Genomic DNA, 24,475 nt, shown 5'->3' with positions numbered 1-24,475 from the left:
GCTGCGTGAATGAGGGGAGCTCCGGATGAGAAATCAGTTGATTGATTAAGACGATCAGTCTATTAATCGGCCCATGACGAACATTCCTGCTACCCCTCGCAAACGCGGTCGACCGGCGAAAGCCGCAGGCGACCATCGAGAAACACGAGAAACCCTTTGCCGTGCGGGCGTTGCCGCCTTGACGGAAAAGGGTTTTTCCGCGACTGGCATTGACGAAATACTCAAGTCGGTCGGCGTGCCGAAAGGCTCGTTCTACCACTTCTTTGCCAGCAAGGAAGCGTTCGGTAGCGAGTTGATCACGCTGTACGCGACCTATTTCGTACGCAAGATCGACCGGTTTCTGCTCGATCAAAGCCTCACTCCACTTCAGCGCATCGCAGCCTTTTGCGAGGACGCGGAGCTCGGCATGCAGCGTTTCGATTTCCATAGAGGTTGCCTCGTCGGCAATCTGGGTCAGGAGATGGGCGCATTACCTGAATCCTTTCGCGGACAACTCTCTGGAGTGCTGCTGGATTGGCAGGCCCGGTTCGAGCGCTGCCTGGAAGAAGCCAAGGCCGCTGGGGAAATCGCCAGAGATGCCGATTGTGCGCGTCTGGCTGCGTTTTTCTGGATCGGCTGGGAGGGGGCGGTGTTGCGCGCGAAGCTTGAGCAAAACGGCGAAGCCTTGCGGGTCTTTGCGGACATGTTTTTAACGAGCCTGAGCGTCAACAGACGAGAACACTCCAACCATGGCTAAAGTGGAAGTCGAACAACTCTGGACCCACGTGCACTGGCTGGCGATCCTGGAAGAGCAGGGGACCTATACCGCGGCTGCGCTGAGGTTGGGAGTCAGCAAGTCGGCCGTGAGTCAGCGCATTGCCGAGCTGGAGAAAGCCACGGGGTTGAGCCTGGTGCAACGCACGACCCGCAGCGTGCGATTGACTGATGCGGGAAACGCGCTGGTCAGTGACGTGCGTAGTGCCTACGAACAAATCGCCCGCAGTTTTTCCGATGTCCGGGATTCCGCAGGTGTCGCCCGAGGCCTGCTGCGACTGACCGCGCCGGTCGCCTTCGCCCGCCAGCAACTGGTACCGGTACTCGCTGGCTTCTTCCAGGAATACCCCGAAGTCAGGGTCCAACTCGACGTTTCCGACCAGATTTCCTCCATTGCTTCCGAGGGTTTCGACCTCGCCATCCGGCACAGCAATCAGATCCCGGATACCCACGTCGCCTGGAAACTCAGCCCGACCCGTTCCGTGCTGGTCGCCACCCGCAGCTACCTGGAGAAATTCGGCGAGCCTCGGCATCCGGATGATCTGGCAGGGCACAGCTGCCTGTTTTACCCGCGAGGCAGCGACACGCCGGCATGGGCCTTCGAGGCAATCGAGGACGCGCAGATGGCGGGGAAGCGGCTGACCGTGCCGGTCAAAGGCATCTTCGCCACCAACAACAGCGAAGCGTTGCGTGATGCGGCGCTGACGGATTTGGGTATCGCATTATTGCCTGACTTCACCGCTCAAGCCGGGCTCAAAAGCGGAGCACTGGTCCAGGTGCTGCCGGCATGGCGGTCAGTAGGGGCGTTCCCGGAGGACATTTATCTGGTGCGTCCTTATTCGGCACATGTACCGAGAGCAGTCAGTGTTTTTGTCGAATATCTGCGTGGGCGGTTCGCGGCGGGGTTCATGTAAGGGCGGGGTCATCCGTGTAGAGCAATAACTCTACTAAATAGATGTTTAGTCGAGTTAACCCATTTTCCAAGCGATTAGCGGGGCGTCGGTCGGTAGACTATGCCCAATTGTATAAATCATGAATCAGACCTTCAGATTGAGACCGGTCTATTAGAAGTTGTATGAGGAGGGTCGACTACTGGCAAGTCCAATGATGGCTGTCACGTATGATAGGTCGGTAGCGCCACAAAAGCGCGATTATTTTCCACTGAATACCGAGCATGATCAGAATTCGACGGAAACTCTTTGGGTGCGAAATTTCGCTGTCGGAGCGGAACAAGTACCACAAGCAATTAAAAATCAATATGTTAGCGCCAGACCTCGAGTAAGCATTAGTCACTAATCCGTGGAATGCGAGCCAGACATGGTCGTTGTCTCGCGGAAAATAGAGATTTGAGTCATCGTTTTTCCACTGATTGATGACTATTGGGCGGGTTTCAACGCGGAATCGCTTGGGCATACGCTCAGCTTACCAGGCAGCAGTAGAAAAAATTTATGGAAAACACATAGAGTTAGAGTGGTTTTCACTTGAGTGATGGTCATTGTTCGGCGGAAATATGAGCGCGCGCATAATCGTTATTCAATGGAAAAACCGAAATCGATGATCTAGGAGCTTGTAGAGAGTGACTTTCCGGCGATCTATGACTAAACGGCTGGAGGAAAACGAAGGCAGAAAAATTATAGCCAATTAAAACAAATGGTTACGGCCATAGCGGTGCTTTCCATTTATTAGTGGTTGCTGACAAAGGCGTTAAAAAGCACTGCGCAACCGGCCTAATATTGATACACGATGTTACGTGTAATGTATATTATGTTAAATTATATGTCTGGATATCAACTCACCCATCCAATCCAACCCGGTACTCGCCGAAACTCCGCCACTCTGGCTCAAATCTTTCTCACAGTTGCGATTCTCAAGTTCAACCACCCCCTTCCTCAAGAACTAGCTCGCGCAAAGTATCAAGAAACAGCTTGAGCACCGGCGAATCATCGTCCGCGCGGTATGTGGCGTACAGCGGCACCTCCGGCAATGCCGGAGTCAGGCGCCGGAATACCAGGCCCGCCGGCGCCAATTGCTCGATGGACGCCGGCAGCAACGCCACGCCGAAACCGGCACGCACCAGACTGAGCAAGGTTTGCACCTCGATCACCTGCTGGCGGATCTGTGGGGTGAAGCCGGCCTGGATGCAGCACTGAAAGAGAAAGTCGGCGAACCGCGATTGTTTCAATTCCAGGGCGACAAATGGCTCCTGAGCCAGATCCGACGGTGCCAGGGCTTCGCGCCTTGCCAACGGATGATCAACCGGCATGACCACCCGGATGGGCTCGTAGATCAACAGTTCATTGCGCAATTGCGGGTCGTCATAGCCGACCCGAAATACGCAGGCGTCTATACGCTTCTCCTTGAGCGCCTTGACTTGCGCTGCCGGGGTCATCTCATGCAGGTGCCAGTTCACTTGCGGATAACGCTCGCGAAACAGGTGTAACGCCCGTGGCAGCACCCCGACCATTACCGAGCTGATCATGCCGATTTCCAATTCGCCCAACTGGCCACGGCCGGTCTGGCGCGTCAGGTCCAGCGCGCGGTCGAGTTGTTCGAACACCAGCGGCGCCTGTTCCTTGAGCATCTGCCCGGCGGCGGTCAACTCGACCCGGTGATGGCTGCGTTCGAACAACGGCGTGCCCAGTTCCTCCTCCAGCAGACGGATCTGCTGGCTCAGGGGTGGCTGGCAGATATGCAAGCGGTTGGCGGCTCGGCCGAAATGCAGCTCTTCGGCCAGGGCCATGAAGTACCTCAGCAAGCGCAAGTCCATGTCCGCTATCCCAGGTTCAGCGGTGTAGAGCGCTGACGCACCCCGGTCAGGCTGAACAGGGCATTGGCAATCGCCGGGGCCACCGACGGGCTGCCCAGTTCGCCAACGCCACCGGGTTTACCTGGTTCGCCATCGATGACCAGGATGTCCACCGCCGGCATGTCCGACATGCGCGTCACCCGGTAATCATGGAAGTTGCTCTGCACCACCCTGCCCTGTTTGATGTCCATCCGGTCGAACAGCGCATGGCCGAGTCCCCACATCAAGCCGCCGTAGATCTGCTCTTCGACTCCGCCTGGCGACACCGCCAAGCCGCAATCGACCACACAGGTGAGCTTCTCGACCTTGATCGCGCCTTCTTTTCGCGACAGGCGCGCAACCACCGCAATGAAGCTGGTGTATCCCTGGTTGGTGGCGATCCCCAGCGCCGTGCCTTCGGGCAGCGGCTGGCCCCAACCGGCGCGTTCGGCGGCGCTTTTCAAAACGGCGACATGCGGTGGCCGATCCTTCATGTTGGCCAGGCGGAAGGCCAGCGGGTCTTGCCCGGCGCCATGGGCCAATTCATCCATGAAACTTTCCACGGCGAACACGTTGGGAATGAAGCTCACCGAGCGATACCAACCGCTGGGCACCTGGCTCTCGTGCCTGACCCACGTCAGGTCGAGGTTGGCCGGGCGATAGGCGAAATCCCACGCGGTGATGGCTTCGGTGGTGCTGTAGTCCATTTTGTCGGGGCGCTCGAAATAGCCCGGCTCCCACTGTTCCGGCGAGGCCGGCGACACCGCCTCGAGCCGCAACGCGGTCAAGCGGCCCTGCGCATCCAGCGCACCTTTGGCCCGGTGCAGCGTGGCCGGGTGCATGAACAATGAGCGCATTTCGTCTTCGCGGCTGTTCATCAGTTTTACCGGCACCCTGGCTTGCTGCGCCAGGTAGGCCACTTCGAACAGCCAGTATTTGGCCTCTCGCGCACCGAAGCTGCCACCGGACACCAACTCGTTGATGGTGACGTTGTCCTTGGTGATCTTGCACACGATTTGCGCCGCTTCCAGCGCCGACGACGGCACCTGCACCCCTCCCCAATAGGTGATGGCGTTGTCCTTGACCTGCGCGGTGATGCAGATCGGTTCCAGCGGATTCTGCACCTTGTAGGGCATGCGGTAATCGGCTTCGAGCAGCTTCGCGGCGTCTGGCCATTGTGCGTTCACATCGCCCGCCGCCATCGCGGACACCCGTTGCGCGCCTTTGTCCGCCAGCGCCGCTACCTGGGCCTTGGCCAGTTCATCACTGTCGAAACCCGCCAGCGGCGAGTCGCTCCACTGCACCTTGAGCAATTCGCGGCCCTGATGCGCGGCCCAGTAGCTGTCCGCCAACACCGCCACGCCTTCGACGTTGCCGCCGAGTACATCGGGACGCCCCGGCACTGTGATCACCTTGCGCACGCCGGGTATTTGCAGCGCAGCCGCACTGTCCACCGCCACAACGTTCGCCCCCAGCACGGGAGCGCGTTGAATCACCGCCACCAGCATGTCCGGCAGCACCACGTCGATGCTGTACTGGAAGCGCCCGCAGACCTTGGCCTGGGCATCGCGCTTGTGCCGCAGTTTGCCGATGTACTTGAACTGTGCCGGGTCCTTGAGCGAGACCTTGGCCGGGGCCGAGAGATGCGCGGCGACGCCCACCAGTTCGCCGTAGCCCAGGTTGCGTTTGCTCTCCCCATGAATCACACGGCCTTCTTCGGTGATGCAGCTATCGGGGCTGACTTTCCACTGTTTGGCAGCCGCCGCGATCAGCAGCGCCCGGGCCGTGGCGCCGGCCATGCGCAGGCGGTCGTATTCCAGCGAAACACTGGTGCTGCCGCCGGTTGAGAAGACTTTCCAGATCGGATGAATGTAGGTTTCGAGGAACGGATCTTCCGGCGAGATCACCTGCACGGTCATCGGGTTGACGTCCAGTTCCTCGGCCACACAGGCGGCCAACGCGGTATGCGTTCCAGTGCCGGAGTCGTGCTTGTGCACCACCAGCTTCACCGTGCCGTCCGGCAGGATCCGTACCCAGGCGTTGGGCTCGAATTCGCTTGCCGGCACCGAGGTTTTCGGGTCAGTCGCGGCCAGACTCGAAGGCAGGTAAAAGGCAATGGCCAGACCGCAGGTAACGGTCGCGGTTTGCTTGAGAAACACGCGCCGCGAAACATCCATCGGGGAGATCGTCATCACGCCTCCTTCGGCGCGTTGGCCGCGCGCTTGATCGCTTTATTGATCCGACCGTATGTACCGCAGCGGCACAAGTTGCCGGACATGGCATTGCGGATCGAATCGTCGGTCACCGCGGCACCTGTGTTGAGCAGCGCGGCGGCTGACATGATCTGACCCGATTGACAGTAACCGCATTGCGGCACATCTTCGGCAACCCAGGCCAGTTGCAGCGGATGCTGTTCAGTGGGTGACAATCCTTCGATGGTGGTGATGTGGTGCCCCGCTACGGCGGCGACCGGCAACTGGCAGGAGCGCACCGCGACGCCGTCCAGGTGTACGGTGCAGGCACCGCACAGGCCCATGCCGCAGCCGAACTTGGTGCCGGTGAGTTTCAAGTGATCACGCAACACCCATAACAAGGGCGTGGAGGGAGATGTCTCTGCCAGCTCGCGTCGTTCGCCGTTTACCGTGAATTCGATCATTGTCAGGCTCCAAAAGAGCGGCCCGTCTTTGTGCAGGCCTGGTGATCGATTATTGAAAACCTTGGGAAAATCGGGCCAGCGACGATTTCTGCCATCCTGTGTAAGTAGGACTAACAGCATGTACAAGCGATACCCGTCGGTGCAGTCCATGAGTGCGTTTATCCAGGCGGCGCGCAGCGGCAGTTTCTCCAGCGCGGCGCGTAAACTCGATCTGACCCACAGCGCCATCAGCCAGCAGATCCGCGCCCTTGAAGACTTCATCGGCCAGCCGCTATTCGTGCGCGAAGGCGGCGGCAGCAATCTGACCGATGCCGGGCAACTTTTCGCCAGCGTGCTGTCTGACGGATTGGCGCAGATCGACCGGGCGCTGTCTTCGGTGAAAAATCGCAGCGTGGCCCAGCGCCTGACTCTCGACATCGACAGCGAACTGGCCCAGAGCTGGCTCAATCCGCGCCTGCCGCAACTGCTGGACTTGTTGCCCGACCATGAGGTGGTGCTGCTGTCGATGCCACGCTCCGATCGCAGTGCTTTCGAGCGGGTGGACCTGGCCTTGCGCTACGGTTATGGCGACTGGGACGACTGCGAGATGACGCAGATTTGCGGGGATCGGGTGATGGCGGTGGCTTCACCTGTGCTGCTGGAGCGTCATGGTGTGGAGCTGCCATTGAGTCCGGTGCAGATCCTTGAATTGCCGTTGTTGGGCTATACGCGACGGTCATGGATTCCGTGGCTGGATGCGGCCGGCCTGCCTCCCGTCGAGCCACCTGCACGGGTGGTGTTCGATAATGCGGCGAACCTGATTGCCGCTGCCGAGGCCGGCGTCGGTGCGGGACTGGTGCGTGGCTTGTTGGCAGCCGACGCGTTGCGCAGTGGACGGCTGGTGGCGTTGAACGAGGCGCAGATTGCGGCGCATTACAACCTGTATGCGGTGTGGCCACCGGGTCAGGCCGAGCGGGTGGCACCGATGGTTGAAGCAGTCAAGCAGTTGGCATTGCTGACACAGCTCTGACGCCTTCGCTGGCAAGCCATTTCCTACAGAGGACTCGCGCCAATACGACACAACTGTAGGAGCTGGCTTGCCAGCAAAGGCGCCGGCAAAAACAACCACTGAAACGATATCCATATCGAACGCATATCAACCCCTCGCCCAATTAATATTGTACGAACCCGACACCCCCTTCCAATACTTCCCCCCAAGCAGCCAGCGTCCCGAGCCGGATGCGACCAGGCGAGGGAATGCGTGATTCTTCGCGCATAGAAATGGCCGATTGCCCGGGACGTGGCTGCTGCGAACCGCAAGGTTCCCTTCCCCGCTATCAGGAGATCGACTTCAATGATCATCGATATCAGCTGCTATCCCACCGATCTGGTGGACCTCGCCTGGAGGCATGACGGTGACCCGTTCACCGGCGAGCGTCTCCTGGAGATGATGGATGGCCCGTACATGGTCAACGGCAAGCCTCGCCGCATCGACAAAGCCTTCATCCAGCCACCGCAGGGCAACACCATCTACACCTGGACCGACGGCGAACTCAGTGGCCGTGAGTCCATCGACGCCTACATGGCCTACACCCTGAAAATGGTGCAGACCTACCCGGACCGTTTCATCGGCTGTTTCGTCTACAACCCGCGCTGCGGTGTGGAAAACGGCGTCGAAGCAATCGAACGCTACGTCAAGGAACACGGTTTCAAGATGGTCCAGATGCAGGCCAACATGCACGCCTACCGTCCTGACCGAGCCATGGACTGGGTGCGCCCGGCCTTCGAGAAATGCGCCGAACTGGGCATTCCGGTCAAGCTGCACACCGGCGACGGCCCTTACAGCATCCCGTCGGAATGGGTGCCGATGATCAAGGAGTTCCCCAACGTCGACTTCATCATGGCGCACTTCGGCGTGCAGACCGGCGGCGTCTATGTGTTCGAACCGATGCAATGGGCGATGGAGCTGCCCAACGTCTACTGCGAATCGGGCTGGTGCCTGCAATCGCGGATCGTCGAGTTCGCCAAGGTCCTGCCGACCCACAAGATCCTGTTCGGTACCGATACGCCGCCGAACGAACCGGGCATGTGGCTGCGCCTGCTGGAAGTGTTGTGCCACGAGCCGCCGCAGGGTCTGAACCTCGACGAGGACACCCTCGAAGCGTATCTGGGCAATAACACCGCCCGGATGATCGGCGTCGAACCGACCCCGCCACCTCGTTCCGTTTCCGAAGCAGAGGCGCAACTCAAGCGCCCCGTCACCACGCAACTGGCCAGGAGCTGAACCGATGATTATCGATACCCATCTGCACCCCACCAACCTGGTCGACGAGGCCTGGCGCCACACCGGCGAACCCTTCACCGGCGAGCGCATGCTCAAGCTGATGGACGGTCCGTACATGATCAACGGTAAACCGCGCCGCATCGACATGGGCTTCATCCAGCCGCCACCGGGCAACACCGGTTATCGCGACGGTAACCGCCGGGGTCGTGAGGGCGTGCGTGACTACATGTCCTACGTCGCCGAGCTGTGCGTGAAATACCCGGACCGCTTCATCGGCAACTTCAACTTCAACCCGCGCTGGGGACCGGAAAACGGCGCGGCGGAGCTGGAATTCCACATCAAGGAATACGGCTTCAAGATGCTCAAGCTGCACGCCAACATGCACGGCTACCGCCCGGACCGGGCGCTGGACTGGCTGCGCCCGGCGATGAAGGTGTGCGCCAAGTACAACATCGTGGTGCTGATTCACACCGGGGACGGGCCGTACACCATCCCGACGATGTTCTACCCGATCATCCGCGAGTTCCCGATGGTCAATTTCATCATCGGCCACTTCGGTATCCAGACTGGTGGCAACTACTCGTTCGAAGCATTCTGGATGGCCATGGATACACCGAACGTGTACTGCGAATCCGGCTGGTGCTTCCAGTCGCGGATCGTCGAGTTCGCCAAGGACCTGCCACGCAACAAGATCGTCTTCGGCACTGACTCGCCGCCGAACGAACCGGGAATGTGGCTGCGGGAACTGGAGGTACTTTGCTCGCCAGCGCCGCAAGGGCTGGGGATCGATGAAGATCACCTTGAGGACTATCTGGGCAACAACATTGCCCGGTTGTGCGGCATCGAACCGACACCGCCACCCAAGGACCTGGTCGAGGCAGACATTCGTCTGACCACGACCTACCTCTAAGCGTTTAAAACCAGAGCACAGCGACTTTACAGGCGTACAGATGACCCGGCGTTCGATCGACCGGCAGGCCAACGGCTTGTCGATCGAACGTCGCCCTCAGCCCTGCACGCCTGCTTTTTACGAGGTGAAACCATGACCCTCTCTACGCTCGGCGATACCCAGGACTTCCACGATTTCATCGACGCCTATCGCCGGCAATACCCGGACGATGTGCTGACCGTTCACCAATCGATTTCGGCCGATCAGGACGTCACCGCCTTGGTCGATGCCCTGGCCACCCAGGGTCGCGACCCGTTGCTGATCTGCGAGAAGGTTGGCAGCCTCGGTGTGCAGGTCGCTACCAATCTGTTCGCGTCCCGGACCCGTATCGCACGCATCTTCGGTGTCAGCCCGGAACAGATGCACGAAACTTTCCAGGCCCGTGCCAACCACCCGATCGCACCGCGCTACGTCGAAACCGGCCCGATACTCGACGAGATTTTTGAAGGCGAGGCCATGGACCTCGCGCTGCTACCTATGCTCAAGCACTTCGACAGCGATCGCGGGCCGTACATCACCAACGCAATCATCATTGCCGAGGACCCGGTCACCGGCATCGCCAACATGAGCTATCACCGTTCGATGCGCCATTCCCGGCAGACCCTCGCCACCAGCCTGCATTCACGCGGTCACTTGTGGCGCATGCTGCAGACCGCTCGCGAGCGCGGCGAAGAATTGCGCGTGGCGATGGTGGTCGGCGCGCATCCGCTGTTCATGCTCGCGGCAGCAGCACGCCTGCCATTTGGCAGTGATGAACGCACGGTGGCTGGCGGTCTGTTTGGCGCTCCGCTGGAACTGGTCAAGACTCCGCGCTATGGCATCGGTGTACCGGCCCATGCGGAGTTTGTCCTGGAAGGTACCATCGATCCGGCGGCCTACGCCGAAGAAGGCCCGTTCGGTGAATTCAGCGGCTATTCCTCGGACCGCTCGACCAATAACGTGTTGCGGGTCGACACCCTGATGCGGCGCAAGGACGCCTGGCTGGTGGACGTGGTCGGCGGACGTTATGCCGAACACCTGACCCTGGCGCGACTGCCCCGGGAAGCGGAGATGAGCGAGAAACTCAAGGCGCGTTTCCCCGCCGTCACCGCCGTGCACTACCCGAATTCCGGCACCCATTTTCATTGTTATGTTGCCCTGGATCAGAGCCGCAACGGCGAGGCGCGGCAGATCATGCTCGCCCTGCTCGGCTGGGACCCGTACCTGAAAACCGTGATCGCGGTGGACAGCGACATCGACATCAGTGACGACAGCCAGGTGCTGTGGGCGCTGGCCACGCACTTCCAGCCGCACCAGGACATCTTCGTCATCGATGGCCTGCCCGGCAGCCCGCTGGACCCATCGTCCTCTGTCAACGGCACCACCTCGCGCATGGGGCTGGACGCCACTCGCGGTTCGGGTTTCGACGGGATCAAGGCGCAGCTGGATCAGGATGTGGCCGAGCGTGCGCGTCAACTGCTCGCAGGCCTGCAATCATGAACCGCCCGCGCATGGTGGTCGGCATCAGCGGTGCATCGGGTTTCATCTACGGCGTGCGCCTGCTGCAATTGCTCGCGGAGCTCGACATCGAAAGCCACCTGATCATCAGCCGCGCCGCGCTGCTGACCATGGCCCACGAGACCGACTACAAACTGGCCGACGTCACCGCACTGGCCAGCCATTACCACCGCGCTGACGATGTGGCCGCCGGGATCGCCAGCGGTTCGTTCCGCTGCCTGGGTATGGTGGTTGCACCGTGTTCCATGCGCACCCTGGCGGAGATCGCCACCGGCACCTCGTCAGGCCTGATCGGTCGTGCCGCCGACGTCACCCTCAAGGAGCGCCGCACGCTGGTACTGATGGCCCGGGAAACCCCGCTGACCCTCGCCCACTTGCGCAACATGACGGCCGTCACCGAGATGGGCGGCATCATCGCCCCACCGGTTCCGGCCTTTTACGCCCGCCCGCGAGACCTTGCGCAAATGGTCGATCACAGCCTCGGCCGTGTTCTCGATCTGTTCGGCCTCGACGCCGGAACTGCGCTGCGCTGGAGAGAACCGTCATACCCGCCAACCACGCACAAAGCCTGCAGGAGCGAGCTTGATCGCGATAGCCATGGGTCAGTCAGCATCAATGCCGACTGATACGCCCTCATCGCGAGCAAGCCCGCGCCCACAATTGACAGCACTGCGACCCATTCGTCAGTAAGGAGCTCTACATGAACAGTCCATTCAACGCCCCGACCCCGAATACCAAAATCCCGGTGACCATCCTCACCGGCTTCCTCGGCGCCGGCAAAACCACCCTGCTCAACTACATCCTCAAGGAAAACCACGGGCGCAAGATCGCCGTGATCGAAAACGAGTTCGGCGAAGTCGGCATCGACGGCGACCTGGTACTCAGTTCTGAAACCGAAGAAATCTACGAAATGGTCAACGGCTGCGTGTGCTGCACCGCCGAGGTCCGCGAAGACCTGGTGCGTATCGTCCGCGAGCTGGTGGCGCGGCCCGTGCGGCTCGACCACATCCTGATCGAAACCAGCGGCCTGGCCGACCCGTATCCGGTGGCCCAGAGCTTCTTCATCAACGACCCGATTGCCGATGAAGTGGAACTGGACGCCATCGTCACCATGGTCGATGCCAAGCACATCGCTCAGCACCTGGAAGACCTGCAACTCGATGGCGTGGACAACCAGGCGGTAGATCAGATCGTCTGCGCCGACCGCATCGTCATCAACAAGGTCGATCTGGTCAGCGCCGCCGAAGTGGCGTCCCTGAGCGACAAGATCCGGAGTCTGAATGCCACGGCGGATCTGGTGACCTCCAGCTACGCCGAGATCGATCTGTCGAAGATTCTTGGCATCGGGGCCTTCGAGTCCACGCAAAAACTCATGGAGATCGGTGCCGGGCACGATGACCACGCCGATGAACATCACCACGCCCATGACGAACCTGGCCATGAGCACGACCCGAGTGTGTCCTCGGTGGGTATTACCGTGGAGGGTGCGGTGAACCTGGGGGACTTCCATCGCTGGATCACGAAGTTACGCAGCGAGCAGGCCGACAACCTGTACCGCATGAAGGGCGTGCTGGCGGTGGCCGATCAGGACCAGCGCTACGTGCTGCAAGGGGTGCACAGCCTCGTCGAGTTCCGGGCGTCCACTTCATGGGGCACCGAACCGCGCTCCAGCAAGATTGTGTTCATCGGCCGCGACCTGGACCGCGCGGCCCTGAACCAGGGCTTTGCCGCCTGCCTGGCAGGCTGAAAAGGCATCGGAGCCGGTGGATGGCGGTTCCGGGCACACGAATGACTGATACCAGACAGTCAGGACACCCAAAAACCATGGGAGCGAGCCTGCTCGCTCCCACTGGGATCAATGGTGTTCCGGCGATCGGCGTCAGAACGAATACCCCTCTCTACAGCATAAAAACAGCAAGAGGTGATTCCCCATGTCGTCAGCCAATACCCCTGCAACGTCCACCATCCACCCCGTCGACCGGATTCTGCCGGTGCGGCAAATGCTCACCCTCGGCCTGCAGCACATGGCCGTCTCGTACATCGGCGCCATCGCGGTGCCGTTGATTGTCGCCAGCGCCTTGAAGATGTCCCAGGCCGACACGGTGGTGCTGATCAGCACCACGCTGTTCTGCTCCGGCATCGCCACCCTGCTGCAAGCCGTCGGTTTCTGGAAATTCGGCGTGCGCCTGCCGATCCTCCAGGGCGTGGCGTTCAGCAGCGTGGGACCGGTGATCGCCATCGGCAGCAATCCGGAAGTCGGTTTCACCGGGGTCTGCGGCGCAGTGATCGGCGCGGGGATTTTCACCATGCTGGTGGCGCCGTTCGTGGGTCGATTACGGCGCTTTTTTCCACCGGTGGTCACCGGTTGCATTGTCACCGTGATCGGCTTGCAGTTGTTTCCGATAGCCTATGAGTGGGTCGGCGGCGGGCGGCATGCCAGCGACTTCGGCGCGCCGGCGTACCTGGCCGTTGCGGCGGTGGTGTTGCTTAGCATCCTGCTGGTCAACCGTTACGGCAGTCCGATGCTGCGCAACATGGCGGTGCTGGTGGGCATGCTGGTGGGCGCGGCGCTGGCCTACGGGCTGGGCATGGGCAGCTTTCACAGCGTGCAAGAGTCGCCATGGCTCACCGTGCCCTACCCGTTCTACTTCGGCCTGCCGACCTTCAGCCTGATCCCCATCGCCACCATGGTGGTGGTGATGATCGTGCAGATGGTCGAATCCATGGGGCTGTTCGTGGCCATCGGTGACATCGTCGACAAACCGGTTGAAGAAAAACAGGTGATCAACGGCCTGCGCGCCAATGGCCTGGCCAGCACCATCGCCGGGATGTTCGCGGCGTTTCCGTTCATTGCCTTCATGGAGAACGTCGGGCTGGTGATCCTCACCGGCGTGCGCAGCCGCTGGGTCGTTGCCATCAGCGGCCTGTTGATGTGCTCGGTAGCGCTGGTGCCAAAGGCCGGCGCGATCATCGCTTCGATGCCGACCGCGGCCCTCGGCGGTGCCGGCATCGCCATGTTCGGCGTGGTCGCGGCGGCGGGGATCCAGACCCTGGCCAAGGTGGACTACGAGCGCAATCGCTACAACGTACTGATCGTCGGCTTCACCATCGCCGCGGCCCTGGTGCCGGTGCTGGCCCCGCCCCTGTTCAAGCAATTGCCCGAGTGGTCGCAGCCTTTCCTGCACAGCAGCGTGGTCATCGCCTGCCTGGTGTCGGTGTTGCTCAACGCCACCCTCAACGGTGTCAGCGCGCCTGATGCCGCCGTCAGCAAATCCGCCACACACAGCCTCTGACTGGAGCCGACCATGACTCAACTGCAAAACATACTGATCAAGAACCCGCTGGCGGTCATGACAGGCCTGCGTGGCCCGCGGGCTCGGGCCGGTGCGGTGGATATCCGCATCGTCAACGGGCGCATCGCCGAAATGGCCCCGGGTCTTGAAAAGCAGCCCGGCGAGCGGGTGATCGATGCGCGCCACTCGGTGGTGTATCCGGGCTGGATCAACACCCACCATCACCTGTTCCAGAACCTGCTCAAAGCCGTGCCCGAAGGCTTGAACCAGGACCTGCAAGGCTGGCTGGCCAGCGTGCCCTACCCGCGCCTCAGCCGCTTCACCCCGCAACTGGCGCGGATCGCCGCACATCTGGGCATGGCCGAGTTGCTGCTGTCGGGGGTGACCACCTGCGCCGATCACCATTACCTCTATCACGCCAATGGCACCACCGAGACCGGTGACCTGCTGTTCGATATGGCCGAGGAATTCGGCCTGCGTTTCGTTCTGTGCCGCGGCGGCGCGCTGGAGTCGGCCAGTGCCCATCCGGGGTTCTCGAAAACCGCGCTGCAACCGGAAACCCTGGACCAGATGGTGGGTGACATCGAACGACTGAAATCGCGCTATCACCAGGACACCCCGGACGCCTTGCGCCGGGTGGTGGTCGCGCCGACCACGCCGACTTTTTCCCTGCCGCCTATGCTGCTGCGGGAGCTGGCCCACACCGCCCGGGGCCTCGGTTTGCGATTGCACACGCACCTGTCGGAGACACAGAACTACGTCAACTTCTGCCGCGAGAAGTACAACTGCCTGCCGGTGGAGTTCGTCGCCGAACATGAATGGCTCGGCCCGGACGTGTGGTTTGCCCACGCGGTGCACATGCAACCCGCTGAAATCCGCATGCTCGCGCAAACCGGCACCGGCATTTCCCACTGCCCGGTGAGCAATGCGCGCCTGGGTAGCGGCGTGGCGCCGGTGCCACAGATGTTCGAGGCCGGGGTGCCGATTTCCCTCGGCGTGGATGGCGTAGCGTCCAACGAGTCCGGGAGCATGGTCGGTGAAGCGAACACCGCGTGGCTGATTCACCGGGCCGAACAAGGCGCCTCGGCGACAACAGCCGAAGATGTCATTCACTGGGGCACGGCTGGCGGTGCACAGGTGCTCGGGCTGGGTGCGGTCGGGACCCTTGAAGTCGGTCAGGCGGCAGACCTGGTGATCTACGGTCTCGACCATCCGCGCTTCTTCGGTTTCCACGACATTGCCGTGGCGCCCGTGGTGGCGGGCGAGCCGATTGCGGTGAAGTACAGCCTGGTCGGTGGCCGGGTGGTGGTCGATAACGGTGTGATTCCGGGGATGGATGTACAGCGGATGCGGGCCGAGGCGTGGGATGGGGTGCGGCAGTTAATGAGTGTGGACGACTGACCTTCCAGCAACACCTTTACTCCTGTGGGAGCGAGCCTGCTCGCTCCCAACCGAAGTCGGGGCAAGTGTCAGATCGTCAGAGATTTCAAGTCACGACGCTACGCGCTTGGCCGCCGTTCTGACGTGCGTGCTGTACAGCGTCAATCCAGTGAAAGCCAATCCACCGACCAAATTGCCGAGTACAGTCGGGATCTCGTTCCAGACCAGATAGTCCATCACCGAGAACCCGCCACCCATGATCATCGCCGATGGGAACAGGAACATGTTGACCACCGAGTGCTCGAAGCCCATGAAAAAGAACAGCATGATCGGCATCCACATGGCGATCACCTTGCCGCTCACCGAGGTCGAGATCATCGCGCCGACCACGCCCATGGACACCATCCAGTTGCATAGCATGCCGCGCAGGAAAATCGTGATCCAGCCGCCAACGCCATAGTGCGCATAGCCTAAGGTTCGAGCCTCGCCGATGCTGGCGATCTTTTCCCCGACTGCGCCGGGACCGGCGTTGAAGCCGTAGGTGAACACAAAGGCCATCATGAAGGCCACGGTCAGGGCGCCGGCGAAGTTGCCGACGAACACCAGCCCCCAATTTCGCAGTACGCCCCGCACCGTGACGCCCGGGCGCTTGTCCAGCAACGCCAGCGGCGTGAGCATGAACACTCCGGTCAGCAGGTCGAAACCCATCAGGTAGAGCATCGAAAACCCCACGGGAAACAGTACGGCACCCAACAATGCAGAGCCGCTCTGCACCGCGATCGTTACCGCGAACACAGCCGCCAGCGCCAGGATCGCCCCGGCCATGAAGCTGCGGATCAGGGTGTCGCGGGTCGCCATGTGAATTTTCGATTCGCCGGCATCGAGCATTTTGGTGACGAATTCAAACGGAAGTAGATAGGACATTGGGTTTTCCTCAAGACTGACTCTTCAAATTGGGGCCTGCTGCTCGATCACCAGGACCGGTACGGCAGGAATTTGCCATTGAGGGTCAGCAATACGCGGTCGCCCTTGGGGTCTTCGATTTTTTCGACATGCATGGAAAAGTCGATGGCGCTCATGATGCCGTCACCGAATTTCTCCTGAATCACGTCTTTGAGGGTCGGACCGTAAACGCCGACGACTTCGTACAGGCGATAGATCAACGGGTCCTGAGGCACGGTCTTTTCCCAGCCTTTGACCGGATATTCGATCATGGCCATGGCGACGTCTTCGCCCAATTCCAGTACTTCACAGATGCGCGCCGCCACTTGCGGCGAGGCGCTGTTCATGCCGTAGCACACCGATGCCAGCCATACCGGCGCTTTGCCAACCAGTTCGCTCAGACGGTCCCAGGTCATTTCCTTGCGCGCCTTGGCGGCCATGACGGTGTGGTGCATTTCGACTTTGTTCATAGTGTGGATCTCTCTTGTGAGGTTGGCGACACAGGAGAGATAGCGAGAGTTGTGCCAACTCTCGAAAATCTCATATCTATCTGATTTGTATAGATTTATTTAGGATTAATACTCGGCAGAAATTAACGATATTTCGATACTAACGAATTTTAGTTAATTATTTCACGATTTTTCGTATATTCGAGCAGTCGTTTTCGCCTCAGGACGCCCCGCTATGCCAACCGTTATCGACGCCAATTGCGCTGCCCACGCGCCACTCGCCATGCTAGTAGTGCACCCGGCATCCGACGCTGTAGTTCAGGTCAACGCCGCCGGCCTCGCTCTGCTGGGTTATGAAGAAAATGCTATCGCCCTTCCCCGCTTCAGCCACTTCTTCGCAGGCGCGATCGCGCAGTGGGTCAGCTTTACCGATGAAGTGCTGACCCAGGGTCAGGCCTGGTCCGATGACCTGAGCCTGCTCGATCTGGCGCGCCGACACCATGCCGTGGAGGTCAACGCCCGTGCGCTGGAGGACGGTCAGCATATTGTGCTGATCATTCAGGACCGTGACCTCCTGGAGACTCGACGCAACCGCTCGGAAGCCCGTCGTCAGCACCGTCTGGGTCATGTCGGATGGGAGCGCATCAGTCAGGTATTCGAGCGTATCGAGCGGCAGAACCGGCTGATTCTCGGCGCCGTTGGTGAAGGCATATATGGGCTCGACGCGACGGGTCAAACCACTTTCATCAACCCGGCTGCCGAGCGAATTCTTGGTTGGAGCGCCGGAGATATGGTCGGCCATGACGCCCATCAGTTGTTCCATCACAGCCACAGCGACGGCAGCCCATTTGAAGTCGAGCAATGCTCCATTCACACCTCGTTCAGTGACGGCCAGGTGCATCGCGTGGATAACGAGGTGTTCTGGCACAAGAACGGTGACGCCATTCCCGTCGAATACACCAGCACACCGATCTTCGAGATGGGCAGGCTGGTGGGTGCGGTGGTGCTTTTTCGCGACATCCGAGAGCGGCAGCGGGCTGAACTGCGTTTGCGCGAAGCCCTGAATGAAGTGGAACAACTCAAACAACGCCTGGAACTGGAAAACCAGTATTTGCAGGAAGAGATCAAAGCCGAGCGAAATCATCATGAGATCGTCGGCGACAGTCCAGCGGTGCTGCACCTGATCCGCCAGATCGAACTGGTGGCGCCGACCGATGCCAACGTGCTGGTCACCGGTGAATCGGGCACCGGAAAGGAATTGATTGCCCGCGCCATTCACGCCAGCAGTCGGCGCAGCGACCGGCCGCTGATTCGCGTCAATTGCGCGGCGATTCCTCGGGACTTGTTCGAAAGCGAATTTTTCGGTCACGTCAAAGGCGCGTTCACCGGGGCCACCCATGACCGGGTCGGACGTTTCGAACTGGCCGATGGCGGCACCTTGTTTCTCGATGAGGTCGGCGAAATCCCTCTGGAACTGCAAAGCAAATTGCTGCGTGTGCTGCAAGACCAGCAATTCGAGCGTGTGGGCGATAACCTGACCCGCGCGGTGGATGTGCGGGTGATTGCCGCCACCAATCGCGACTTGCGGGAGATGGTCGCTGCCGGCGGGTTTCGTGAGGATCTGTATTTTCGCTTGAACGTTTTCCCGGTGCGCTCGGTGCCTCTGCGTGAGCGCCTGGGCGACATACCGCTGTTGGCTGGCCACTTTCTTCAGCGTGCTTGCCAGGCCTTCAACAAACCGGGTGTGCGCCTGCCGCTGACCCAGGTCGAGGTACTCAAGCGTTATTCGTGGCCGGGCAATATTCGAGAGCTGGAGAATGTGATCGAGCGGCAGATCATCGTGTCGCAGGACGGGCGCTTGCGTTTCGATGACCTGTTGCCCGCCTCCGCGCGCGAGCAGGTCGCTGCGCCCATTGCTCCACTGGACGACAGCGAACCGCTGCGCGATGAAGATTTGCAACAGCAACTTCGGCAGAACACCTTGGCCATGCTCAAGCGCACCGGGGGCAAAGTCTCCGGCGAAGGCGGCGCCGCGCAACTGCTGGGGTTGAAACCGACTACCCTGGCGTCACGGCTGCGCAAATGGAGCATCGACCCGCGCGAGTACAAACCGAACCGATCCCCAGGATCTTGAGCATTCTGACTTGGGGACTGTCATCCATCACCGCACGGCCGCCCGCTTGTCCTGAACCGGGTGCTTTGCGTGGGCAGCGCTGATCCGATCCACCAAGTACCTCGCATCTTTTGCCACACCGGAAAAACGCCCCGAGCCCCAGGTGTATAACCACGGCAATCCAAGAAAATACAGACCCGGCTGCCCGGTAACGCCGCGTTGATGCCCCGGATGGCCGCGGCCATTGAAGACCGGTGCCTCGACCCAGGTGAAGTCCGGGCTGAAGCCGATACACCAGATGATGCTGGTGATGTTTGCCGCCTCAAGGTCCACTTCGCAGCGCTCTTGCTCAGGCGTCCAGGTGGGAACATAGCGCTCACCGGTCGGCGCCTCGATGCCATGCTGTTCGATGTACTTGTCGATCGAGCCGTTGATGCGGTTGTACACCGCATCGGCGTTGTCCAGGCTCTGCGCCAGGTTAGGCGCGAACTGCATCCGTGTACCTTGCAAGCCTTCGAGTCGACCGAACAATTCCATGCCTTGCCCGGCAAACTTGCGCAGGTCGATGTCACGCCCGCCGTCACGCCCGGTGACATAGTGGTTGGTGTTGTCGCGAACCCCTTCACGCAGCGGATGGGTGTCGACGCCGATCTCGTAGTACCCCATCTCTGCCAGCCAATCGACCACGTCCTTACCGCGATAGAAACGCGCGCAACGTGGTGCATCGCCGACGGCCAGGAACACTTTGCGCCCGGCCAGGTGCAGGTCCTCGGCGATCTGCGCGCCCGACTGCCCGGAGCCGACCACCAGCACATTGCCTGAAGGCAGGGCCTGCGGGTTGCGGTATTGCTCGGAGTGGATCTGGTGAATGTCTGCAGGCAAACGCTCCGCCAGGCGCGGAATGATCGGCGTGTGATAACCACCCGAGGCGACGATCACGTGGTCAGCCGAAAACTCGCCCTGGGAGGTATGCACCTCAAAGCCACCGATGGCGCGCGGCACCACGCGCAGCACTGTCACGCCTTCACGCACCGGCGCATTCACCGCTTTGACGAAGCCCGCCAGGTACGCGTTGATCTCGTCTTTCTTCATGAACCCATGGGGATCGGTGCCCTTGAATTCATCGACGTAGGTGTAACCCGGCAAGGCGCACTGCCAGTTCGGCGTGACCAGGCTGAAGGCGTCCCAGCGCTGGTGGCGCCAGGTGTGTGTCACGCTGTGCTTTTCCAGCACCAGATGATCGATCCCCTCCTGCTGCAGGTAGTAACTGGCGGACAACCCGGCCTGGCCGCCGCCGACGACGATCACGCTGTGGTGTGTGGTTTTGATGGAAGTGAGGTGGCTGGTCATGGCATTGCTCCGGTCATCGGTGTCGATAAAAAGTTCAGAAAAAAATCAGAATGAGCTCCAGCCCGCACCGATCGCTTGCCCGGCGCCCTCGGTGCGCATGCTGATCACCTCCACCCTCCCCTCGACGTCGGTCGGTTCAACCAGATAACTGGCCTGGCCTTTCAACGAACTCAAGGTGTCCATGGCCGAGCTGCAATAGAAGCCCTTGACCTCCTTGACCCGCTCCGAAGCGTTGTTCAAGGCACTTTCCAGGCGTTGCAAAAAATCCGGAAGCGGGTAACTGGCGCCCTCCTCCAAATACTGAAAAATCACGGTCGACGGCGAGTAGCCGCTGGCTTCGCGGCCATTGGGCCAGCGGATCCTGAAATTGACGGCGGGCATGTCAGTGCTCCTGTTGCTTGAGGTTCAAAGGGGAAAAATCGAGATGGGCGTAGTTGAAACCGGTAAATGGCTGCTCACGCAGATTCCAGAAATGGCCATGCTGCTGGCCGAGGCGAACGTTCAAAACGCCGCTCGCGTCGACTCGGGCGATACGCTCGCAACGCAGCCCTTCGAAAGCGAAAGCGGTCTGGACCTGGTCCCAGTCGCCTTCGTCGAGGGTCATCAGAAAGCCGTAGCTGGGAAACACTTGCAGCCAGCGCTCAAGGTCGGCATCCGGCGGGCATGGCAGCGCCGCCAGGTCGACAGTCGCGCCGCAACCGGTGGTTTCCAGCAGCATCAGCAGGCTGCCCAGCACGCCGGCGTTGCTGATGTCCTTGGCGGCGCGCAGCAGCCCGGCATCGGCCAGGCGCGGCAGCACGTCGAGCTTGCTGCACAGGCGTTCGGCGGGAACACCTTCGAAGGCCTTCCAATAAGTGCTGTCGGCGTGCCAGACGCCTTCGAGGTCCACCGCCATGGCGATCACCTGGCCCGGCGCGACATGCAGGGTCGACAGCAGTGTTTTCGCAACGCCAATGATTGCCACCGCCAACGCGGCGGGGTTGCCCGACGCGAGGCTGGTGTGACCGCCGGCCAGCAGCAGTCCATAGGCTTCGCAGGCCGCTTGAATACCCGCCAGGATCTGTTGCGCGGCGCTATTGTCGTGATGCCAGTAGGCATCGACCACTGCCGTCGCACGTCCGCCCATGGCGGTAATGTCGCTGACATTGGCCATGACCGCCGACCATCCGGCAAACCAGGGCGCGGCATCGACGAACGCAGGCAACATGCCTTCGATGGCCAGCAGTTGAAAATGATCGCCGCAGGCAATCGCCGCGGTGTCATCACCTGGCAGGGCGTAAAGCTGCTCGCGGGTCAGGGCTTTTTCCGAGTGGCTGATCACTGCCGCTGGCTGTTGAATCGCCTGTTTCGAGCGCATCGCCTGGGTGTTGCGCAGGACGTCGATCAGAGCCGCGAGGTCAGTCATGGCGAGTCACCTTCAGCGCACGCAGTGACACCTGACGTGGCATCAGCGGGTAGCTCGACAGATCCGCCTGCATCAGGCAATGGGGCTGGCCGAGGAGCTCGGTATGCTCAAGGGTCTGCCAGCGCAGGCCATGAAAGTAGCTCTCGTTCTGCGCCTGCACGGTTGCCCGGAACACCTCACAGCCCAAGTCCTTGGCCCGGGATACCGCCTCGTTGACCAGCGCCTTGCCGATCATACTGTGCCGCCGATACGCCGCGGCCACACACAAGCGTCCGCCAAACCAAAGGCCGGGCTGCGGCTGATAGATACGCACCGCGCCCACCACCTGGTCGGCGATCCCGCAATTGCCGGCCAGGGCGACAATGGCGATAGCCTGGAAATCGTGACTGTCCTTGTCCTGTACCAGCAGTTGCTGCTCATCCGAAAACACCGAACGGCGCAAGGCGAAATACGCCTGTTTCTCCCAGGGCTCACTGGCGGGCTTGACCAGCAATTCACCAGCGCGGAACGGCTCGAACGTGCTGTCGACCAAAGCAAAGACGGAATGGGCCATGGGAGTTCTCCGGCTTATTCGTAGTTTTTCAGGGCCGAGCAGGCGCCGCACTTGGCGCAGCCGGCGTTGATCTGATCGGAGTGCAGGCCATGACGGCGCAGGCTTGCGCCGATCTGCGGATACAGGCGAGCCATCATCGCGCTGTCCGGTTTGGGGTGATGAGCCAACGGCGTGCCGTCGATGGGCACGAAGGGCACCACGAACGGGTACACGCCCAGCGCGCACAAACGCTCGCTCATCTCGCTGATGGCTGCTTCGCTGTCCCCCAGGCCGGCGAGGATGTAGGTACTGACCTGACCGCGTCCGAACACCTCGACGGCTGCGCTGAAGGCTTCGAAATAGCGACTCAGAGGCACTTCGGCCTTGCCCGGCATGATCCGCTGGCGCACTTCATCGGTGACCGCCTCCAGGTGCATGCCCAGGGAGACCACACCACTGTCGGCCAGGCGCTGGAACCATCGGTCGTCGTCCGGAGGCTCGCATTGCGCCTGGATCGGCAGGTCTACCGCGGCTGTCACTGCCGCGGCGGATTCACACAAGATCGCCGCGCCACGGTCCGCGGTTTGCGGTGTCCCGGTGGTCATCACCATGTGCTTGACGCCGTCGAGCTCCACCGCGGCCTTTGCCACTTGCGCCAATTGCTGCGGACGCTTGCGAGCGATGGTCTTGCCCGCCGCCAGTGACTGGCCGATAGCGCAAAACTGGCAGGAGCTGGCGCGATCGTTGAAGCGAATGCAGTGTTGCAATACCGTGGTCGCCAATACATCGCTGCCGTGCAGGGTGGCGATTTTCCAGTAGGGAATGCCGTCGGCGGTACTCAAACCGTAGAAGTTCGGCACGCCGGGCATTTGTACCTGCCCGACCTGCAAGCCTTCACGGAAGATCAACGCCTGGCTGCCATCGGCACTGGGTTGCGCCTGGTAAGGCGAGGTCTGCGAAGCCTGATTGAGGATCGGCACCATCATGGTCCGGCTGCCGAACGTCAGCGCCTTGTGGTCCGACGGTCCCGCGCCGCCTTGACGAGACAGGCCGTTGTGCGCCGCTGGCCAGCGCACCCCGTGGCATTGCAATTCGGCCAGCAGTTCATTGGCTTGCATGATCGAGCTCCTCGGTGGCAGTGGCGTTGAGGTGTGCGGCGCGCTCATGCACATGGGCGGCGGGTGTACGGTCGATCAACAGGCTGAGCAGTTCCGGACGGCTGTAGTGCCCAACTGAATCCATCATGCGTTTGCGCTTGTCGATCAAGGCCAGGTCGAGGTCGGCAATCACCACGCCTTCGCCGCTGCGCAGTGGCTCGCCGAGCAATTTGCCTTCCGGCGAGACGATGGCGGTGAAGCAGCCGCCGGAAATCGGGCCGAGGCCGCAGCCGGTGTCCTGCATGATCTGGCCCTGCTGATCGGCGTCCAGCCAGGCGGTGGCGTTGACCACGAAACAACCGGACTCCAAGGCGTGATGGCGGATGGTGACCTCGATCTGCTCGGCGAAAATGTCCCCGACCAGGGAGCCGGGGAACATCGCCGCGTGGATCTGCTCGCCGTCAGCCATCAAGGCATAACGCGCCAGAGGGTTGTAATGTTCCCAGCACGCCAGCGAACCGATGCGGCCGATGGCGCTGTCTACGGCTCGCAGTCCGGAGCCGTCGCCCTGCCCCCAGACCATGCGCTCGTGATAGGTGGGCGTGATTTTGCGGCGATGCTGGATCAGCGTGCCGTCGGCGTCGAACAGCAGTTGCGCGTTGTAGATCGTGCCGCCGTCGCGCTCGTTGACGCCGATGGACACCACCATCCCCGCCTGCTTGCAGGCCTCGCCTATGGCGTGGGTGGTGGCGGACGGCACGGTGACCGATTGATCGAGCAGCTTGAGGTGTTGTGCCCCCATGGCGAAAGCCGGCTGCACGAAGGAAAAATAGGGGTAGTACGGCACCACCGTCTCGGGGAACACGGCGAACTGCACGCCTTGTTGGCCCAAAGCGATGATTTGCTGGCAGACCTTGTCCACGGTGCCTTCGCGGCTGTAAAGCACTGGGCTGAGTTGGACGGCTGCTGCGCGAATGATGGGCATGATGGGGTCCTGAAATGATGAGTGCT

The 24,475-nt window shown here is 61.1% G+C and carries 22 protein-coding genes; 11 read left to right on the top strand and 11 right to left on the bottom strand.

What is annotated here, in order from left to right:
- Positions 1 to 73: 73 nt before the first annotated feature.
- Positions 74 to 736, top strand: a complete 663-nt coding sequence (locus K9857_RS10445) for a TetR/AcrR family transcriptional regulator (protein WP_224535500.1) — start codon at positions 74 to 76, stop codon at positions 734 to 736.
- On the top strand, positions 729 to 1,667 hold the full coding sequence (locus K9857_RS10440) for a LysR family transcriptional regulator (RefSeq protein ID WP_224535498.1): 939 nt from the start codon (positions 729 to 731) through the stop codon (positions 1,665 to 1,667). The genes K9857_RS10445 and K9857_RS10440 overlap by 8 nt, the downstream gene beginning before the upstream one ends.
- Positions 1,668 to 2,626: 959 nt before the next feature.
- Here the strand turns inward: K9857_RS10440 and K9857_RS10435 are convergent.
- From K9857_RS10435 to K9857_RS10425, 3 genes are read right to left on the bottom strand one after another with little or no spacing between them, the layout of a single operon-like run.
- The gene (locus K9857_RS10435) at positions 2,627 to 3,520 is read right to left on the bottom strand and encodes a LysR substrate-binding domain-containing protein (protein WP_224535495.1); all 894 of its coding nucleotides are present in this window, start codon (positions 3,518 to 3,520) and stop codon (positions 2,627 to 2,629) included.
- Between the two features lie 5 nt (positions 3,521 to 3,525).
- Complete coding sequence (locus tag K9857_RS10430; RefSeq protein ID WP_224535493.1) at positions 3,526 to 5,730, bottom strand: xanthine dehydrogenase family protein molybdopterin-binding subunit; 2,205 nt, start codon at positions 5,728 to 5,730, stop codon at positions 3,526 to 3,528.
- Entirely contained in the window at positions 5,730 to 6,194 is a 465-nt protein-coding gene (locus tag K9857_RS10425; RefSeq protein ID WP_224535491.1) for a (2Fe-2S)-binding protein, read from the bottom strand. The genes K9857_RS10430 and K9857_RS10425 overlap by 1 nt, the downstream gene beginning before the upstream one ends.
- A 118-nt stretch (positions 6,195 to 6,312) precedes the next feature.
- On the opposite strand from K9857_RS10425, the gene K9857_RS10420 reads away from it, so the two are divergent.
- The 8 genes from K9857_RS10420 (at position 6,313) to K9857_RS10385 (ending at position 15,597) form a co-directional block, all read left to right on the top strand.
- The gene (locus K9857_RS10420) at positions 6,313 to 7,203 is read left to right on the top strand and encodes a LysR substrate-binding domain-containing protein (RefSeq protein WP_224535489.1); all 891 of its coding nucleotides are present in this window, start codon (positions 6,313 to 6,315) and stop codon (positions 7,201 to 7,203) included.
- 324 nt (positions 7,204 to 7,527) lie between these two features.
- Positions 7,528 to 8,457, top strand: a complete 930-nt coding sequence (locus K9857_RS10415) for an amidohydrolase family protein (RefSeq protein WP_224535487.1) — start codon at positions 7,528 to 7,530, stop codon at positions 8,455 to 8,457.
- A 4-nt stretch (positions 8,458 to 8,461) separates the two neighbouring features.
- Positions 8,462 to 9,367, top strand: coding sequence for an amidohydrolase family protein (locus K9857_RS10410; protein WP_179054175.1), 906 nt, complete (start codon positions 8,462 to 8,464; stop codon positions 9,365 to 9,367).
- Positions 9,368 to 9,499: 132 nt separating this feature from the next.
- Entirely contained in the window at positions 9,500 to 10,885 is a 1,386-nt protein-coding gene (locus K9857_RS10405; protein ID WP_224535485.1) for a UbiD family decarboxylase, read from the top strand.
- Positions 10,882 to 11,529, top strand: coding sequence for a UbiX family flavin prenyltransferase (locus tag K9857_RS10400; RefSeq protein ID WP_224535482.1), 648 nt, complete (start codon positions 10,882 to 10,884; stop codon positions 11,527 to 11,529). Before K9857_RS10405 ends, K9857_RS10400 begins: the two co-directional genes overlap by 4 nt.
- A gap of 74 nt (positions 11,530 to 11,603) precedes the next feature.
- The gene (locus K9857_RS10395; RefSeq protein ID WP_224535481.1) at positions 11,604 to 12,650 is read left to right on the top strand and encodes a CobW family GTP-binding protein; all 1,047 of its coding nucleotides are present in this window, start codon (positions 11,604 to 11,606) and stop codon (positions 12,648 to 12,650) included.
- Positions 12,651 to 12,834: 184 nt separating this feature from the next.
- On the top strand, positions 12,835 to 14,196 hold the full coding sequence (locus tag K9857_RS10390) for a nucleobase:cation symporter-2 family protein (RefSeq protein ID WP_224535479.1): 1,362 nt from the start codon (positions 12,835 to 12,837) through the stop codon (positions 14,194 to 14,196).
- Positions 14,197 to 14,208: 12 nt separating this feature from the next.
- Positions 14,209 to 15,597, top strand: coding sequence for an amidohydrolase family protein (locus K9857_RS10385; RefSeq protein WP_224535476.1), 1,389 nt, complete (start codon positions 14,209 to 14,211; stop codon positions 15,595 to 15,597).
- A 90-nt stretch (positions 15,598 to 15,687) separates the two neighbouring features.
- On the opposite strand, the gene K9857_RS10380 is transcribed toward K9857_RS10385, so the two are convergent.
- Entirely contained in the window at positions 15,688 to 16,500 is an 813-nt protein-coding gene (locus tag K9857_RS10380) for a formate/nitrite transporter family protein (RefSeq protein ID WP_224535474.1), read from the bottom strand.
- 47 nt (positions 16,501 to 16,547) lie between these two features.
- Positions 16,548 to 16,988 (bottom strand): cyanase, encoded by a 441-nt coding sequence (gene cynS / locus K9857_RS10375; protein WP_224535472.1) that lies wholly within the window; start codon positions 16,986 to 16,988, stop codon positions 16,548 to 16,550.
- Between the two features lie 214 nt (positions 16,989 to 17,202).
- On the opposite strand from cynS, the gene K9857_RS10370 reads away from it, so the two are divergent.
- Positions 17,203 to 19,101 carry a sigma 54-interacting transcriptional regulator gene (locus K9857_RS10370; protein WP_224535470.1) on the top strand — a complete coding sequence of 633 codons (1,899 nt, stop codon included), beginning with the start codon at positions 17,203 to 17,205 and terminating at the stop codon, positions 19,099 to 19,101.
- Between the two features lie 27 nt (positions 19,102 to 19,128).
- Here the strand turns inward: K9857_RS10370 and K9857_RS10365 are convergent, their stop codons facing one another.
- The 6 genes from K9857_RS10365 to K9857_RS10340 are packed head-to-tail and all read right to left on the bottom strand — an operon-like array spanning position 19,129 to position 24,449.
- Positions 19,129 to 20,430, bottom strand: a complete 1,302-nt coding sequence (locus K9857_RS10365) for an MSMEG_0569 family flavin-dependent oxidoreductase (protein WP_224535468.1) — start codon at positions 20,428 to 20,430, stop codon at positions 19,129 to 19,131.
- Positions 20,431 to 20,475: 45 nt separating this feature from the next.
- On the bottom strand, positions 20,476 to 20,811 hold the full coding sequence (locus K9857_RS10360) for an MSMEG_0570 family nitrogen starvation response protein (RefSeq protein WP_224535466.1): 336 nt from the start codon (positions 20,809 to 20,811) through the stop codon (positions 20,476 to 20,478).
- 1 nt (position 20,812) lies between these two features.
- Positions 20,813 to 21,835, bottom strand: coding sequence for a sll0787 family AIR synthase-like protein (locus K9857_RS10355; protein ID WP_224535464.1), 1,023 nt, complete (start codon positions 21,833 to 21,835; stop codon positions 20,813 to 20,815).
- The gene (locus K9857_RS10350) at positions 21,828 to 22,388 is read right to left on the bottom strand and encodes an MSMEG_0567/Sll0786 family nitrogen starvation N-acetyltransferase (RefSeq protein WP_224535462.1); all 561 of its coding nucleotides are present in this window, start codon (positions 22,386 to 22,388) and stop codon (positions 21,828 to 21,830) included. Before K9857_RS10350 ends, K9857_RS10355 begins: the two co-directional genes overlap by 8 nt.
- Positions 22,389 to 22,402: 14 nt before the next feature.
- Entirely contained in the window at positions 22,403 to 23,485 is a 1,083-nt protein-coding gene (locus tag K9857_RS10345) for an MSMEG_0568 family radical SAM protein (RefSeq protein WP_224535460.1), read from the bottom strand.
- On the bottom strand, positions 23,472 to 24,449 hold the full coding sequence (locus K9857_RS10340) for a Nit6803 family nitrilase (RefSeq protein ID WP_224535458.1): 978 nt from the start codon (positions 24,447 to 24,449) through the stop codon (positions 23,472 to 23,474). Before K9857_RS10340 ends, K9857_RS10345 begins: the two co-directional genes overlap by 14 nt.
- Between the last annotated feature and the right edge of the window lie 26 nt (positions 24,450 to 24,475).

The organism is Pseudomonas sp. REP124, from assembly GCF_020164475.1.
Taxonomy (GTDB): Bacteria; Pseudomonadota; Gammaproteobacteria; order Pseudomonadales; family Pseudomonadaceae; genus Aquipseudomonas.
Note: the sequence above shows the minus strand (reverse complement) of the source record. Positions and strands in the feature narration are given on the sequence as shown.